This is a genomic window from Thiocapsa bogorovii (genome assembly GCF_021228795.1).
GTDB classification, from domain to species: domain Bacteria; phylum Pseudomonadota; class Gammaproteobacteria; order Chromatiales; family Chromatiaceae; genus Thiocapsa; species Thiocapsa bogorovii.
In genome coordinates, this window is sequence record NZ_CP089309.1 from 3,199,962 (window position 1) to 3,215,848 (window position 15,887).

14 protein-coding genes are annotated in these 15,887 nt (G+C 62.7%); 9 read left to right on the top strand and 5 right to left on the bottom strand.

Going from position 1 to position 15,887, the window contains the following annotated elements; all coding sequences use genetic code 11:
- Positions 1-205 precede the first annotated feature (205 nt).
- The 3 genes from LT988_RS14495 to LT988_RS14505 form a co-directional block, all read right to left on the bottom strand.
- Positions 206-1,108, bottom strand: coding sequence for a DUF4214 domain-containing protein (locus LT988_RS14495; RefSeq protein WP_269752046.1), 903 nt, complete (start codon positions 1,106-1,108; stop codon positions 206-208).
- Between the two features lie 119 nt (positions 1,109-1,227).
- Positions 1,228-1,494, bottom strand: a complete 267-nt coding sequence (locus tag LT988_RS14500) for a hypothetical protein (protein WP_232406272.1) — start codon at positions 1,492-1,494, stop codon at positions 1,228-1,230.
- A gap of 638 nt (positions 1,495-2,132) precedes the next feature.
- Entirely contained in the window at positions 2,133-3,311 is a 1,179-nt protein-coding gene (locus LT988_RS14505; protein WP_232406273.1) for a glycosyltransferase, read from the bottom strand.
- Between the two features lie 699 nt (positions 3,312-4,010).
- Between LT988_RS14505 and LT988_RS14510 the strand changes: the two genes are divergently transcribed.
- From LT988_RS14510 to LT988_RS14545, 8 genes are all read left to right on the top strand, one after another.
- Positions 4,011-4,742 carry a class I SAM-dependent methyltransferase gene (locus LT988_RS14510; RefSeq protein WP_232406274.1) on the top strand — a complete coding sequence of 244 codons (732 nt, stop codon included), beginning with the start codon at positions 4,011-4,013 and terminating at the stop codon, positions 4,740-4,742.
- Positions 4,743-4,946: 204 nt separating this feature from the next.
- Complete coding sequence (locus LT988_RS14515; RefSeq protein WP_232406275.1) at positions 4,947-6,002, top strand: glycosyltransferase family 2 protein; 1,056 nt, start codon at positions 4,947-4,949, stop codon at positions 6,000-6,002.
- Entirely contained in the window at positions 5,984-7,228 is a 1,245-nt protein-coding gene (locus LT988_RS14520) for a glycosyltransferase family 4 protein (protein ID WP_232406276.1), read from the top strand. The genes LT988_RS14515 and LT988_RS14520 overlap by 19 nt, the downstream gene beginning before the upstream one ends.
- Before the next feature lie 70 nt (positions 7,229-7,298).
- Positions 7,299-8,162 carry a hypothetical protein gene (locus LT988_RS14525; protein WP_232406277.1) on the top strand — a complete coding sequence of 288 codons (864 nt, stop codon included), beginning with the start codon at positions 7,299-7,301 and terminating at the stop codon, positions 8,160-8,162.
- Between the two features lie 3 nt (positions 8,163-8,165).
- Positions 8,166-8,978 (top strand): glycosyltransferase family 2 protein, encoded by an 813-nt coding sequence (locus tag LT988_RS14530; RefSeq protein ID WP_232406278.1) that lies wholly within the window; start codon positions 8,166-8,168, stop codon positions 8,976-8,978.
- Positions 8,975-9,859: a glycosyltransferase gene (locus LT988_RS14535; RefSeq protein ID WP_232406279.1), complete on the top strand. Its 885-nt coding sequence runs from the start codon at positions 8,975-8,977 to the stop codon at positions 9,857-9,859. Before LT988_RS14530 ends, LT988_RS14535 begins: the two co-directional genes overlap by 4 nt.
- Entirely contained in the window at positions 9,856-10,605 is a 750-nt protein-coding gene (locus tag LT988_RS14540) for a glycosyltransferase (protein ID WP_232406280.1), read from the top strand. The genes LT988_RS14535 and LT988_RS14540 overlap by 4 nt, the downstream gene beginning before the upstream one ends.
- The gene (locus LT988_RS14545) at positions 10,598-11,518 is read left to right on the top strand and encodes a glycosyltransferase (protein ID WP_232406281.1); all 921 of its coding nucleotides are present in this window, start codon (positions 10,598-10,600) and stop codon (positions 11,516-11,518) included. The genes LT988_RS14540 and LT988_RS14545 overlap by 8 nt, the downstream gene beginning before the upstream one ends.
- Positions 11,519-11,671: 153 nt before the next feature.
- On the opposite strand, the gene LT988_RS14550 is transcribed toward LT988_RS14545, so the two are convergent.
- On the bottom strand, positions 11,672-13,465 hold the full coding sequence (locus LT988_RS14550) for an ABC transporter ATP-binding protein (RefSeq protein WP_232406282.1): 1,794 nt from the start codon (positions 13,463-13,465) through the stop codon (positions 11,672-11,674).
- Between the two features lie 87 nt (positions 13,466-13,552).
- Positions 13,553-14,068: a LiaF transmembrane domain-containing protein gene (locus tag LT988_RS14555; protein ID WP_232406283.1), complete on the bottom strand. Its 516-nt coding sequence runs from the start codon at positions 14,066-14,068 to the stop codon at positions 13,553-13,555.
- 624 nt (positions 14,069-14,692) lie between these two features.
- Between LT988_RS14555 and LT988_RS14560 the strand changes: the two genes are divergently transcribed.
- Complete coding sequence (locus LT988_RS14560; RefSeq protein ID WP_232406284.1) at positions 14,693-15,880, top strand: glycosyltransferase; 1,188 nt, start codon at positions 14,693-14,695, stop codon at positions 15,878-15,880.
- The last annotated feature ends 7 nt before the right edge of the window (positions 15,881-15,887 follow it).

Genomic DNA, 15,887 nt, shown 5'->3' on the forward strand with positions numbered 1-15,887 from the left:
CGATGAGTGCCGCCTGATCCTGCGCGGACAAGTGTTGCTCAACGACCATCGACTCGGGCGCTCCAATGCAGCGCAGATCGGACCACTGCGGCCGAGTCTCTCGCGGGTTCAACCCATGCGCCGCTACCTGAGTCGGCGATCGAGCGTCTGCCCTATCAGTCGGGTTGTGAGGCGAGTCGATTTTCATAAGGACCGATAGAAAATGCTATGAAGACTTCCGCGCCAGTGCCCTACCCGGCAGAGATCGAGCGCGATCGTAGAGAATATAGTCGATGGCGTTCATTTCACGAAGACGATCGGCAACTTCAGGCGCAAGTTCTCGCAAGGGCCTATTGTAGCCGCTGTTTTCCACACCAAGATCATCAATTCGGGGCAATTTCCATGCAACAGCGAGTCGATCCAGGAACGTGTCGACGTCTTCGAGAACGCCGATCACATCGATCGCCTCAAGGTTTTGTTCGGCGGCGTGTAGAAGGTCATGATCATTTTTCGGCCAGGAGATATCGTGAATCTCGTGCGGGAGCAAGTAGCGCCCGAAGTCGAGTGCCGCGAGAAACTTGGCTTGGAAGTTTTCGAGGTAGCCACGCGCCGACGAATCGTTTATGACGTGCTCGAGCGAGCGGCCTTTGATGATTGCGTGAAGCGGCAGATTGGGATCTCGAGCTCCGTGCGCATGGTGCGAAATCACGCGCTGGACAGGATCTCGGAGTAGGGTTGCGCTCCGTATAGGCCGGCGCAAATAGGGCGCGAGGAAACCACCGAAATGGCCTGCGAAATGGCTGTAGCTGCGAGCGTCCTCGAAGTTGAAGAGGTCTTCCATGAACGCCCCCGGGAACAGCCGGCCTCCGGTCGCTTCGGCGCCGCGGGCAATCCAACGTTTGACGCTCATGCCGGCGGTTTTAGGGATGTGTACAAAATACGAGGCGATTTCCGTCTTCCCCTCCGCGTTTTGCTTTAGTCTGCACTGCCGGACTGAAAACTCGTCCGAGCGAAGAAAAGCATCGAGGACGTCACGTTCCGATGCTCCAGCCATCATCGCATCAACGTGATGCTTGAGTTCGGGAGGGTTAGGCCGACGTCCGAGCATTGACTCGTAGCATGACCTCACAAAGCGTTCCCGTGGCCATCGCCACCGTAAGAAATTTGTTGCCAAGATCTTGAAAATAGCGCGTGCAGCCGTCTGGAGGGGGTGAGGAGGTAGGTTGTCAGCACTCAGGGCTACGAAATTCAAGGCCTCAGTCTACCTCCATTCAAGGGAAAAGGCCACGCAATGGCAGTGGGGTCGGGTGAGCAATGCGCGGGTGGCTTGAGCTGGGCCGACTGGGAACGACACCGGCCCCGGTTGGGATTAACACACAATGCAACCTGCTTGCCGCCGAGCGGCGGACGTGCAATGGCTGTTTGGTGATTGATCCCCCACAACAAACACGTCTTCGAGTTGAAGCCGCTCGTGCCGTCGATGAAGAACAGGTCATTGTCGTCGATGTCAGTCATGGCCCCAAAGCTCCACTCGCCCCGGTCCACGAGGGCGCTCGTTTGTTGGCTCCCCGATGGAAAAGTGGCTCGCGATCGGACCGAATTCAGGTGTCGACTGCGCCGTCGTCTGAGCGCACCGTTGCTCGCACGGTTTAATCGCGCATTCCGGCCAGTGTCCAAAGCCCGCGGAGAGGCTCCTTCGAATATGTGAACAAATTCGACGTAACTATACTCAGCGAATGTGAGATCCTCGGGCTTTCACTCGTCGACAGTCGCGAAGTTCTCAGTCAACAATGAGCGCATCGGATCACGATAGAGATGCGAGTTGTTGAAGAACCCTTCCCAAGCCGACGCGTCGAAATAGCGACTCATCAGAAATGCGCGCGTGTCCGCGTTTCACCGACGAATCGACCGGCATCTGCGTCGACATGCATGGGATGCCCACCGACGAAGTGGAGCAGCCCGGCCGTATCGAATTGCGACGACCGGGCAGCGGGCAGCGGGTGCGGCCACGATGCACGCGCTCGCAACACCGCGCCGCTTGTTGACGACGTGCACGCTTGCTTCACTTTGAACCAGCCCGGCAGACAAGCGGGCCTTCGCCGCCTCCACCCTAACCAACCGGCGGAACGTCGGTTGGTGGTCATGCCTGGGCCTCAGCGCGTCGAGATCGTGGAACCGATCGCGGTCAGAAACGCCTCCCTCGAGAACAATGCCGCTCGCTTCTCGCAGGCTGCGCGCAAGGCTTTTGCTTTGGCCGCGGTCATCGACCGGACAGCGATTTTGATATCGTCGACGGTGAAACTCGGTGATAGGAGGTGGCCGGTCTCATCGTGTACAAGGGTCTCGAGCAATCCCCCTTCAGCGACCCCGATGACGGGTTTTCCGGCGGCCATCGATTCCACGGGCGATATGCCGAAATCTTCGTCTTGTGCGAGATAGATCGACGCACGGCAGCTCCCGATCAAACGGCTGAGCTCGTCATCGGCGAGCCAGCCGGTGAAGTGAATGTTGGATGCGTTTGCGGCGAGCCTACGCAATGCCTTCGACTGGCCTCCGCCCGAGGCTACGACCAGCTTCTGATCGGGCATCTGCGTAAAGGCCTCGATAATCGGCGCGACTCGCTTTAATGGTTCCAGTCGAGCCGTGGAAACAAAATAGTCGTCTTGCCCGAACCACCGAAAACGCGCAATCTCGACCGGCGGATAGACGACCTGGGATTCGACGTTGAGGTAGTGCTTCAGTCGGTGTTTTACGTTGAGAGAGTTTGCAAGGACGACATCCATTCTGCTGATGGATGCCTCATACCTGGATTTGAACCAAGCTTGGAGTGCGAGCAGCAGTGGTCTTTGCAGTGGCGAAAGGCTGCTCAGATAGTAATGTTCAAGATCGTAAAGGAACCGTGGAGGGGTGTGACAATAGTAGATGGATCGACCGAAGTGATCGGGTGAGGAAGCGAGCACGGAGTAAGAGCCCGAATAGATCCGATTGGGGTATCTGGCGACCAGTCCGGCAATGCGTTGAAACCTCGCAAGAAGGTAGATCAGCTCGAGCGCACGAAAGTAGCTGTGTGCTCGAAGGTCGATCAATCGATCCGGGTCGACCGCGCCGCCGTACGCCTCTTGACCGACAAAGCCGACGCAGACATCAGCGTCCAGCGCGCTATAGAGCGTCATCAGGACGTGCTCGGCACCGCCACGGATTGCGAGTGAATCATATAGCAGTAATAAGGATGCCGGTGGTCGCTTCTTGCTCGTCATCTGCGTGTCGGAGCCGTTCCTTGATAATCCTAAATGCCGAAGTGATCCACCGGCGGCTGTCGAGACGCCGAGCAATCGTTGCGGGATCAGACTCCGCAAAATCGGCAGACGGGTATGACAGCCTTAGGTGGCGACCGGCACATGGTGTCGTGCCGAGGGCTGTGTTGGCAAGTGACCTACCGGGATGCGGTTTGGCTCGGAACGCTCGCGGAAAGTTATCCTTGGCCAAGTCGATCCCGCTTGGATCCGTTGCGGTGTACTCAGCGCTTTCGGCACCGTCTAGGTTCTCCCTCTGGTTGACAGTCGCGCGGTCTTCGAGAATGCTCCCGACCGGAGGCTGGGCCAAGCGTAGTACCTCGTTCCACCCTATTTTGCATGCTCAGAGCCCCCCCCAAAGGCGTCAGGGCAAGGCACAGACCGCGGGGAATAGTGGGTGCTATTTCCAAGGGCTGCAACGCTGCCCTGGCGCCTTTGGGGGGGCTCCCGAAGGGCGAGGCGAGAAGCCTTCAGCGCCGTTGTTGCGCGAGCTTGAAAGAGGGTTACTCTTCCTTCACTCGCGTGCCTAGCCGCTGAACGCTTCTCGCCTCGCTGAGCACGCAAAATAAGGTGGAACGAGGTACTAGCGCCGCTGTTGAGCTGATGGCCCCCGAGGAGTTGTTCGTTCGGAAACAGGTTTCTTGCAAGCGGAGAGACTTCCTTGCCGGGGAGGCCGCGCCGGGGTCGCCCGGTGCGCGTCGAGTGTCATTGCAGGATGATTAACGGGCGATTGTCGTTGTGAAACCACTCTACCGAGATCGCCTTTACGCGGTCTATTCCGATCTGCATCCACGGCCCGATGTCGAATCGGATCCCGCTATCGCCGATTTGGTCGTCAGGGAATGGCTCGATCGCATGGCGGGCTGGCTGCCGATCGACAAGGATGCCGAATGCCTCGATGTGGCCTGCGGAAACGGTAGCTTGATGTTGGCCCTCAAGCGATCGGGTTATTCCAGGATCCGCGGTGTTGAGCTCGGCGAGCGGCAGGTTGAAACTGCACGTCGGGTTGCGGGGAACGTCGTTCAGGCGGATGCGGTGGATTATCTTGAAGGCCGTCCGCTTTCCTTCGATTTTATTACTGCGATGGACATCATCGAGCATTTCGACAAGAAGGATGTTTTCGCGTTTGTCGATGCTTTGTATCGGGCGCTCAGGCCCGGAGGGCGACTGATCGTACACACGCCAAACGCGGAATCTCCCTGGTTCGGTGTGGTTCGCTACGGCGACCTCACTCATGAGTTGGCTTTTTCACCGCAGAGCCTATCTCATGTTCTGAGCGTGGCGGGCTTCGAATCCTTCGAGGCCCGTGAGTGTCCGCCGTTCGTGCACGACCTGCGGAGCTGCCTGCGCCGGATTTTCTGGCGCGTACTTCGCAACTTTCTCTTGTTTTGGAGTGTCGTCGAAACGGATAGTACGGGCTCGGGCGTGCTGACGAGAGTCTTCATTGCGAAAGCAGACAAGCCGGGCTAGGCGTTTCGTCTTTTACTCTGAATCGATGTCGCGGTGCCGGGGCGTCTCAAGAGGGGCTCGGCAAGAGCGGCATCCCAGGGCGAAGGGCAGGCAGCGCGGCCTATCGTGATGTTCACTCAGGATTGTTAAGGGAGCTTGAGCGCGGATGACGACCGGGGTGCAGAGGAGGCTCTCGTGGTGCGGTCGCTTGAGAGTAATTTGTTCATGACGGCCGACTCCGAGCGCCGGCCGGATGCTTGTCCCGTCGTCTGCACCATCGTCCTCAATTGGAATCGCCCCGATGAGACCTTGGTCTGTCTCAATGCGCTGCTGCCGTCGGTTCTCGGCGGGGTAACCGCGCTGATCATCTGCGACAACGGATCGGATGATGACTCGGTTCCGCGGTTCCGGGATTGGGTGGCGCGTGCCATCGTGCCGGACCGTGACGACCGATCCCCGTCCGATTGGGACGTGCTGCTGATCCATTCGCCCCGGAATCTCGGCTACGCGGGCGGTAACAACCCAGGCATCCTTCGGGCCCTGTCCCGCGGCTTTCGGTATATCTGGATCCTGAACAACGACATCGAAGTGGCTCCGGGGGCACTCGATGCTTTGGTCGACTGTGCCGACCGGGACGCGTCGGCGATGATTTTCGGAAGTACAGTGCTGGATTTTACCGCACGTGAGAAGGTTCAGTATGCCGGGGGCGCCCGCTACTTGGCGCCGCTGACGATGGTTCGAAATCCTTACCGCGGCATGCCTGTGGATCTTGTGCGTGCGGCGTCGAGGCCCCCCAAGTCCCCGAAGCTCGATTACGTGTCGGGGTGTGCCATGTTTTGCCGTGCCGAGCTTTTCCGGTCCTACGGGTTGTTGGACGAGCGCTTTTTTCTCTACTTCGAGGAGCTGGACCTGGCGCATCGGCTACCGGACCCGACGTCTCAATTGAAGTGGTGCCCTGAGAGTCTTGTCTTCCATCACGAGGGCCATTCGACAGGAGGGCGATCCGCCTGCAACGGAACCGAGTCGGTTCGAAGCAGTTATCACGAGAACTTGAGTGCCCTGCGTCTCACGAGAAAGCATTGGCCCGGTTATCTGCCGATCGCGATGCTTGCGAGGCTTTGCGGCAAGTCGCTCGCTGCGGTTTTGAATGGGCGATGGCATCTGTTGAGGCCTTTGATTCTTGCCTTCCTGGATTTCCTGAAGGATCCGGACGGACGCCATGGCGGGCGGAGCGAACCCCCGATCACGGAGGAGATCCTCGCTTGCCGGAATCGCTCGTGACGGGACAGATCGCGCGGCCTCGAGCCGGGCGCTCGGCCGGGGCCGAGATGGATGCCGATTCGAGGACCGCTGCTCCGCCTCCGGGGGCGCTCTTGGTCGGCCTGCATATCGATCGACGGGGCGGCCTTGAGGGCTATACCGTCGATCTGGGTCACGGCTTGCAGCGTCTCGGTTGGAAGGTCGAGGCCGTGAGTGTCCTCACGCCGGACCAAGGGGCCTGCGAGGGGCTCCCGACGCAGGGACTGATGCCGGAGTGGATGTCAGAGTCCCTCTTTGCACGTTTCTGGCAACGGGCCCTGGGTTTCCATCTCAAGCGCAGGCGTCGGCATCCCGACGTCGTCATCGCGGTCCACCCCTATACGCTAGCGCTGGTCGGCCGGTACGCGCGACGGGTCGGGGTGCCTTATGTCGGCATCTTTCACGGGCTCGAGGCCTGGGCGGATTGGTCACACGCCTTCGCACGCGGGATTCAGGCCTCTCCGGTTCTCGCCGCGGTCAGCCGGTTTACGGCACAGTCGGTTGAGCGTCGATTGACCCGAGCGGAACCCGGGGTGTTCTGCTTACCGCCGTACGTCGATACCACGCGCTTCGTTCCCGGCCCATCGCCCGAACGCCGTGACGACGTCGCGGTTCTCTTGACCGTGAGTCGGCTGTCGGCCTGGGACAGATATAAAGGGCATGACTTGGTGTTAGCCTCCATGCCTGACGTGCAGGCGCGGCTCGGTCGCCCGGTTCACTATTGGGTCGTCGGGGACGGCGACGATCGATCGCGGCTTGAGCTGGAGGCCCGTCGACGAGGCCTCGCGGACCGCACGCATTTCCGGGGGCGGGTGAGCGCGTCGGAACTTTTGGACCTCTATCGGGCGGCCGATGTCTTCGTGATGCCGAGTGCCGTTGAGAAGCGCTCTGACGGAACTTGGACCGGAGAGGGTTTCGGCATCGTCTACATCGAGGCCGCGGCTTGCGGTTTGCCGGTGGTGGCTCTGGATCAAGGTGGTGCTCGGGAGGCCGTTGCGCACGGCGAGACCGGCTTGCTCGTCGATCGAACAGAGGCCGCCGTCGGCGCCGCGATGCTGCGCCTGCTCGGCGATCGTTCGCTGGGTCGTCGGATGGGCATGGCGGGCCGCGGGCGTGTGTGCCGTGAGTTCTCGGCCGATGCCTTCGATCGCCGCCTCGCGGAGTTAATGCAGAGGACCCTGTCCAGCGCGATTCCGGAGCCTGCGTGATGATCCCGAGCCGCATTCTAGAACCCTGCGATTCGCCCCCTAAACCGACGCCCCTAGGGATTCGTCTCGCATGAGCGCTCGCGTCTGTGTCGTGAGCCTCGTGCTCGGCCGCGATGCCTACTATCGCAGCGCGCGGGAGTCCATCGCATCGGTCTTGACGAAGACACCCTTTGATCTCTGTGTCGTTTCGGATCGGGATGTCGAGGGGCTGCCGGACGCTGGTGATCGGGTCATCCGCAGGTACCTGTCTGCCGCGGTTCGGGACGACTGCCGCGCAGCTCCATTCCTGAAGAAATTCGAGGCGATACAGCTCGCGTCGGCTGCAACCCCGGCGCCCGTTCTGGTGCTCCTCGACGCCGACGCCCTATTTTTGCGCGCGACTGGCGAGGCCGACGTGACGCGCGCCCTGGGCGATGCGGAGCTCGCGATGGTGGAGCAGCCGACCGTCACCGGCTCGGGAATGACGTGTGCGGATTTCTTCGACCATTACCGCAACCACACACTGGCTTGGTTCGGTGAGGATCCCGGCGCCGTGCTCGACCCGGAGGGTTTCCGCTTTTTCAATTCTGGCGTGGTCGCGGGGCGTCGAGCGGCATTCGAGTCGCTGGCCGGTTGGGCGTCGACGACGATTGCCGGGCGCGACAGCCTGCACCGGGTCGGCAAGCATATGATTGCGGATCAGGACTACATCCAATACTGGTGCCATCGCGTCAGGCCCGGACGCTGCGCGACCCTGTCCTGGGACTGGAATCATTGCGAGCATTGGGACGAGGGGTTTCCTAGGCCCGGCGCCCGGATCGCGCATTTCAGCAACTTCTGCCACGGTCCGTCCCGCGTGCAGGTCCGGCGCATGCGGATTCTCGCGCGACGGGGACGGCTCTACGGCCTTGAAGGGCGTCTGCTGGGTTGGATTTCGCGGATTCTTCGCGGCTGACCCATGCGTGCGACCATCGACGTTGTCTTGGTGACGTACAACTCCGGGCAGATGCTCCCGCGCTGTCTCGAGACCCTGTGCGCCTCGGACGTTTGCCGTCTGCGAGTCGTCGACAACGGGTCGAGCGACGAGACGCTCCGCTATCTCGACGCACAGGGTATCGAGCCGCTCGTGCTGAGCTCCAACCCCGGCTACGCGGTTGCCGCCAACCGAGGGGCTTCACTCGGAAGCGCGGACTATCTCGCATTCGTCAACCCCGATTGCCTCGTCCCTCCGGATTTTTGGCACAACGCCCTGCGGCTGCTCGCCGACCATCCGTCTGCCTGCGTCGTTCCGCGCCGCTTGATCAAACCGGGTATGGTCCAGCTTGGCCGCCAGCCCGGTTACGCGGCGCTTAAGCTCCTCGGAGACATCCTCTTCGACAATTACTTCAACCTCGGCTTGAGGCGACTTCTACGGCGACTCCCGCGATACCATGATCCTGATTGGTTCTGGCCTCACGGCGCCTGTCTAGTCATGTCGAGGCGGTGGTTCGACGCGCTGGGAGGTATGGATGAATCCTTTCCCATGTACATGGGCGATGTGGTCCTCGGGCGACGCATGTGCGAGCTCGGAGGCGTCATCCTCGAGTCCGACATCGATGTCGTCCATCTCGAGGGCGAGGGCGCGGCTGTGAGCTCCTCGCAGCGTCTGGCCCTGTTGAACGCCGGACGCACCGCCTACGCGGAACGGTTCCACGGGGCGGCGCTGGCGCGGGCCATGCGCCTGCTCGCCTGGCCCGGATTCACGCTGCGTCGGCTCTTGGTCTCCCGATGATCTATTACTTTCTGCCGGATTCCGGCCATTTCGGCGGCGTGAAGGTCGCCTGTCAGTTCGTGGAGATGCTGAACACGCTCGGGATTTCGGCGGTCGTCTGCATGCGCGACGGGTTCGCGCCTCAGTGGTTCGCCGGGCGGTTCGGGGTCCTCTCCGAGGCCGATGTGATCCCGCGCATCACCGAGCGCGACATCGTCATGATCACTTGGCCGCCGGATCATCGGCGACTGGCCCATCTGCCCGGGCGTCGCGTCTGCCATGCGCAGGGGACGGATCCGCTGATGGATCCGATTTTCGCCGACTCGGACGTTCTCATTCTCACCTGCTGGGACCAGGCGACCGACTATGTGCTTACCGTGCATGGACGCGAGTCGGTTCAGGTCGGCATCTCGATCAGCGACTGCTTCTATTTCAGCTGCGGGCTCAAGCTCGACAACCAGGTGGCCTATATGCCGAGGCGGGGGTTCCGCATCCTGCTCCGCTGTCTCCTGCGGGTGCGCGCCTTCGATTTCACTCCGATCGACGGGCTCGCAGAGGCCGAGGTGGCGCGTCGTCTTCAGCGTGCAGGCGTCTTTCTGGCGAGCGCACTCGGCGAGCAGTTCGGCCTTCCTGCCTTGGAGGCGATGGCCGCGGCCTGTGTCGTGGTCAGCGTGCCGGTGAAAGGCGGCATGGAGTACTTGCGTCACGGCGAGAACTGCCTGATCGCCGAGCCCGAGAATCTGCCGGACGCCCTGGATCGGTTGGCGCACCCGAGTCAGGCGAGCGAGCGCGCACGCCTGCGTCATCGTGCCGTGGAGACGGCGCTGGCGTATCGGCCGCAGGTGCAGCGCGAGCAGCTACGTCGTCTCCTCGAAACCGGCTTGGCCGAGCAGCTGACATGAGCGCCCGGGCCCTGACCTGTATCCTGGTCTCGCGCGGGCTCGATGGATTGCTCGCCGTCTGCACGGCCCATCTGGAGACGGCGTTGGCGATCGCGGGGGTCGCCGATGAGTCCAGCGTGGTGATCGTCGACAACGCCTCTCCGACCCCCTACCGAGAGGCCATTTGGTCGAAACCGGGTCGACACCTGATCCGACTCGACCGCCACCAAGCCTTCGCCTCCGCGAACAACCTGGCGGCACGGCGCTATCCGAATCCCTACCTTCTCTTGCTCAACAACGATGTCCTGCTGCACCCGAACACCCTGGGGGGCATGTTCGATCTGATGGAGGCCGATCCTCGCATCGGGATCTGCGGGGCGCGCTTGCTCTTTCCGGACGGATCGCTACAGCACGGCGGCGTGGTCTTCGGCGCTGGACGGCGTGGCCCCTATCATCTGGATCGCTGTCGTCCCGCCGATCTCGTGCCGATGCGTGACCGCGAATTCCAGGCCGTGACCGGGGCCTGTCTGATGGTTCGGCATGCCCTCTGGTCTGCACTCGGCGGTCTGGACGAGGAGTATGCCTTCGGGCTCGAAGATGTCGATTTCTGTCTGCGTGCGCGCGATTTGGGCTGGCGAGTCTGGTGCTATCATGGCGCGGATTCCTTGCATTTCGAGTCCATGACCCCTGGGCGCGTGCGTCTCGATGTCGGTTCACGGAGGCTTTTCATGCAGCGTTGGCAAGGCCGTTACAGCATCGATGGATAGACCCGCGATCACGGCCATCGTCCACACGCGCAATTCGGCAGAGACACTTGCGAAGGCGCTGGCCTCGTTGCGTTGGGCGGACGAGCTCATCGTGGCGGATATGGACAGCCGGGACGAGACGCTCGAGATCGCGCGTCGCTACGACGCGCGCATCATTCCTTTAGATCCTGCTCCGCGCGTCGATGGGGTCAGGGATCGGGTGACCGGCATGGCCACCCACCCCTGGATCCTCGTCCTGGATTCGGACGAGTGGCTGGCCGAAGATGCCGAGTCGGCCGTCGCCTCGCTGATCGCGGAGCAGGGCGATCGGTTCGATGCCTTCGCACTGCCGCGCTACAACTACGTCGGTGAGCAGTGGCTGCGTGCCCAGCCATGGTATCCGGACAATCAGGTTCGTTTGTTTCGCCGCGGCACGGTGACCTGGCCGGACGCCATCCATGTCTCACCGCGCATGACCACCGGTTGGCAGCGGCTGAAGGAGTTGCAGCCACCCGGGTGCCTCCACATCCACCACCGCAACTACCGCGATCTGCGCGACTTCGTGCGTCGTCAGCTCGACTATGCCTTGAGCGAGCCGTACGACGATCGCCCGGAGCGATTCGACTTCGGCGATCACGTGGCGAAGGCCTACGAGCAGCTCGCGCTAAGGCAGGCGCCCGATCGGGACGGCGATCTTTCCCAAGCGTTGGCGCTGCTCCTCGCCTGGGACGCCGTTGTGCGCGGCGTCCTGCATTGGGATTCGCTCGATCCGCGTCCGCCGCTCGGGGCGATTCAGGCGCTGCCCATCGCGTCCTGCCGGGTTCCGCGTTGGTTGGTCTTTCTGCGACGCTGGTCGGGCGCGCGCCTGCCTTGGCTTTTTCTGTTCCGCACGGCGCGTCGGATGACCGACGAGTGGCGCAGCCGACGCGCGTGAGCGACGTCGAGGGTTAGGGCGATTTCCGCGAAACCGCATACCCGCCGTGGGTCGGGCTTCAGCCTTACAAGAGCGCCGCAGGATGGCTATACCGCCGGGTCGGACCCAAATTCGACACAGAGCGCGTCGGGGACACGATTCTCCGGAAATCGCCTAGGAACTGTTCTGTTCAAAGAGCGTTCGGTAGAGCGGGGAGTCGCGCAGCAACGCCGTGTGGGTGCCTTGCGCAAGCAGGCGGCCCTGATCCATGACCAGAATGGTGTCGGCGTGCCGGATGGTCGAGAGGCGATGCGCGATCACGATCACCGTGATGCGTCCGGAGAGCGCGGCCAGCGTGGCCTGAATGGCACGCTCCGATTCGGAATCCAGTGCCGCGGTCGGCTCGTCCATGATAAGCAGCGTCGGGTCGATCAGCAGGGCGTGAGCGATCGCCAGACGCTGGCGTTGGCCTTCGGAGAAGCGAGCGCCGTGGGAGCCGACACCGGTCTCCAAGCCGTCGGGAAGGCCGGCGACGAAGTCGGCACAGTGACACAAACGCAGGGCCTCGTGGATTCGATCCTCCGAGGGCGCGGGGTCGATGCCGAAGGTTAGATTCTCCCGCAGCGAGGTGCCGAAAAAGAAGGGTTTCTGGGCCACGACACCGATGCGGCGGCGCAGCGCCGCTCGGTCGATCTCCTGCAAAGGCGTATCGTCGAAGACAATGACCCCTTCGGTTGGACGATAGCAACCCGTCAACAAGCGGATCAATGTCGTCTTGCCGGCCCCGGAGCGCCCGACGACAGCCGTGGTGCGACGGGCCGGGATCGCCAACGACAGGCCTGCGAGCGCCGCCCCGCGCGTGTCGCTGTTCGAGTACCGAAATCCGACCGCGTCGAGCCGAATCGCTGTGTGCAGATCCGTGAAGGGCCGGTCTCCGCAAGCCGCTTCCCGATGCGCGCCCGCGTCGGCTAGGAAGGTGCGCAGACGCTCGAGACTCCCGTTGTAGACCTGCATCTGCGCCCACTGTTGAGACATGGCGAGCGTTTGGGGCACCAATCTCGTGATCACCAGCAAGAAGATCCCGAGTGCGGCAAAGCCCATGCCGACCTTTGCGATCGCGAGATAGACGATCACGAAGACCGACATGACCAAGAGCGGCTCGGTGCGCACCTGAATCAAGGCGCGGAGCCGATCGCCCTGTTTCATGTTGCGCGCGATGCGGTCGGTCACCCCGGTCAGCTCCGCGATCGCGTCGTCCTCGCGCGCACGGAGCTTGATACGCTCGATCCCGAAGATCCCGTCGCTCAGTTGCTCGCCGAGTGCCGTGTTCTGCTCGCTGAGTCGACGACTCGTGCGGTCGGCCTTTCGGCCGTGATGCCGCAGGAGCAGGCCTGTCAGCGCGAAGACGGGGGCGGCGTAGAGCGCGAGCTGCGGCGATACGACCACGAGCAGGACGGAATAGGTGATGCTCAGTGCGCTCGCCGTCAGGAAGGCCACCTTGCCCGCGACGGCCTCCACCGCACGATCGGCTTCGACGGTGACCAAGGCTTGCAGCTCGCCTTGCGAGCGGTTGCCCAGGAATCCGAGGTCGGCCTGCATCAGCGCCGTGATGAGCCGCCGGCGGACAGTGCGGCTGATCTCTTCCTTGAGAGCTGCCAGATGGATCTCGCGGCGGTAGAAGAGCCAGACGCGCAGGCCAAACGGCACGGCGGCCATCAAGAGCAATCCGGCGAGGATCAGGTCCGCATCCGAGGTACCGAGGAATCCGCTCAAGAGCGCCTCGAGATCCTTCATGATGCCGGTTCCGCCCGCGTCGCGGCCCATTCCGCTCGCGTAGGCGGCTATCGGGACCAGCATCCCGAGCCCGACGCCCTCCGAGACGGCAAACAGGAGCGTCAAGACCGTCAAACGGGTGATCGTTGCCCTGGAAACGCCGAGCCCGGCGAGGTCGTCGAGGATGCGAGGCATCAGGATCCGCGCCGCAATCGCAGGGCGGGTGTTGCGGATGGATCCGGGCAGCTTAGCGGGCGCGTCTGAGACACGTCGCCGATCGACCTATCCCTTTGCGGCATCCGTCTCTTGCCGGCCCTTCCAAATCATCCAGGCACCAACCGCGATGATGGGCAGCGGCCAGAGCTGTTCGACGGAGTCAAACCCCTTGAACACGCCCCATGCGATCAGGAATAGGATCGCGCCCAGCGTGATCGTGCGCGCACTCCGGCGAAGCCCACGCCGAAGATCGCCGCGCAGTGCGTCGGTGAAGAGGACGCCTAATCCGGCGAGAATCGGATACAGCGCCCAGAGATACGACCAGCTCCCCCAATCCCCGGTGCTGTTTTGATAGAGCAGGATCAAACCCGTGCCGACAAGCAGGATGCCCGGCGTCGCGATGCGGCGTGCGGAGAGGAGTCCGATCCCCAGCGAAACAACCCCGAGGGCGACGATGACGAGCGGCCAGCGGTCGGCGAGGTCGAGCCAAGGTGTGATTCCTGGGATAAGCTGCGCGGCTCCGGCGACGAGTCCGACCGCGATCAGCGTTGCTCCGATCAAGACGTTTGAGGGTCGTTCCATTGCGCAAGAGTTCCTTGGGAGAAAGGAAGGGCCGATCCGGAATCGTTTGCGGGACCAAAAGGCCTGAAACCGGGGCGTCGATCATCGTAGCGACCGTGCCGCCGCGGGACAAGCCCGGCCGAGGCGTCCCGGTCACGATGCCGAGGGCAATCGCACCGCATCTGCGGCAATGTCGGCACTCGCTTCCGGCAGGGAATGCGGACGCGCTGCACTTGGGCGATTTCCGAGAGAGGAACTGCTCTTCAGTGACGACCGCTCGGGCGGCGACCTCTGATGACGCGCGCCAACTGGCCGGGAAGCTGGTTGGTCATTTCGGCCATCGTGGCACGTGGCGCGGAGCGCCATGGGGAATGCGTGACACCTCGGAGCGGATGTCACGAGCTCTTGTTGATGTCATGAACCTCCGTTGGTTGCATGAGTTTTGCTCAACGTTCGGTGGCCGGCCTAATGAGCCGGGCATGGCGAGCCCGCGGTCCTCTTCGTTGACACTGATTTGCGGCGAATGCTAGGTTCGTCGCGCTCGCGCGGGACGGCCGCATAACGGTCCCGCGTGTTGCGTCCTGCAATAGAGAATCTCCGCGGAGCCGCTATGAGAGTCGCTACACCGACGCGTTTTCCTGCGTCATGCTGAAAAAGCCGCGTGTCGGTTTGATCGGGGAATTCGGAGATTTCGGCGGCACGACGGTATCTTCCGGACATCTATCGGAACTCTTGAGCGACTCCCTCGAGATGGTCCCGATCCGCTTTGCAATGTCGGGCGCCGAGGAGGACTGGGCCGGAAGGGTCGAGGTCCGGGAACGTCCCGGTCGCAGCCCGGCGTATGTCGTCTTTGCCGCGGACTTCAATATCGAGCGCATCCTCGTCCCCGAGCTCGGCGACCAGATGCTCAACAAGGAGCTGCGGGTACGCTCTTGGGCGGAGCAAGCCCTAAGCATTGCCCGGCGCGAGCGCCTCGACGCCATCCATGTCTACGGCGGATACGGCGAGCTGGCCTTCATCGGGGCCTATGTCTCTGCACTCATCGACAAACCCTTGGTGCTGACCTTTTGCGGCCAGGACCTTGAGCGGCGCATCTTCGGCGCGGCCTACCCCCATCTCAAGGCAGCCGCGGAGCAGGCTGTGTTGGTGACCTGCAAGTCCGAAAAGGCACAGCGCATCGTCGAGCGCTTGCTGCGGCCCGCGGCGCCGATCCGGATCATCCGCAATCACGTCGCCGAGGCGGATTTCGACCTTGAGGCGGTCGTGGAGCGCCGGGGCGATGACCCGGTCATCGGATGTTTCGGCGAGTTTCGGCGTGTGGTCGGTCTCGACGTCCTCTTGTGTGCCTACGGGACGCTGGTGACGCAACGCCCGCTGACCCTCGCGCTCGGCGGTCCGATTCGAGCGACCGAAGCGGCCTACTTCAATCGACGGATCGAGGCCCTGCCGGAACAGGCCCGGGTTTGGCGGATGGGCCGAATACCGCACGCGCGGATGCTGGCCGCTTGCCGCGCCTGCGATCTGATCGTTGCGCCCTCCTATGCGGACACCTCGCCGTTCAAGGTGCTCGAGGCGATGCTCGCAGGTGTCCCGCTGGTCACGACCACCGCGGGCGGCATCCCGGAGCTGGTTACCCCCGAGCACGAGGCGCTGTTGATCGAGCCTGGCGATGCCGAGGGACTTGCGCAGGCCATCGCCCGGATTCTCGATGATCCGGAGCTCGGCAGATCTCTAGCCGAGCGGGCGCGTGCGCGCGTTCTTTCCGAATTCACGCGGGAGCGCGAACGCGGCGACTGGCTCGCAGCATACCGGGCTTCGGAGATCTTGGCTTAGCGTCACC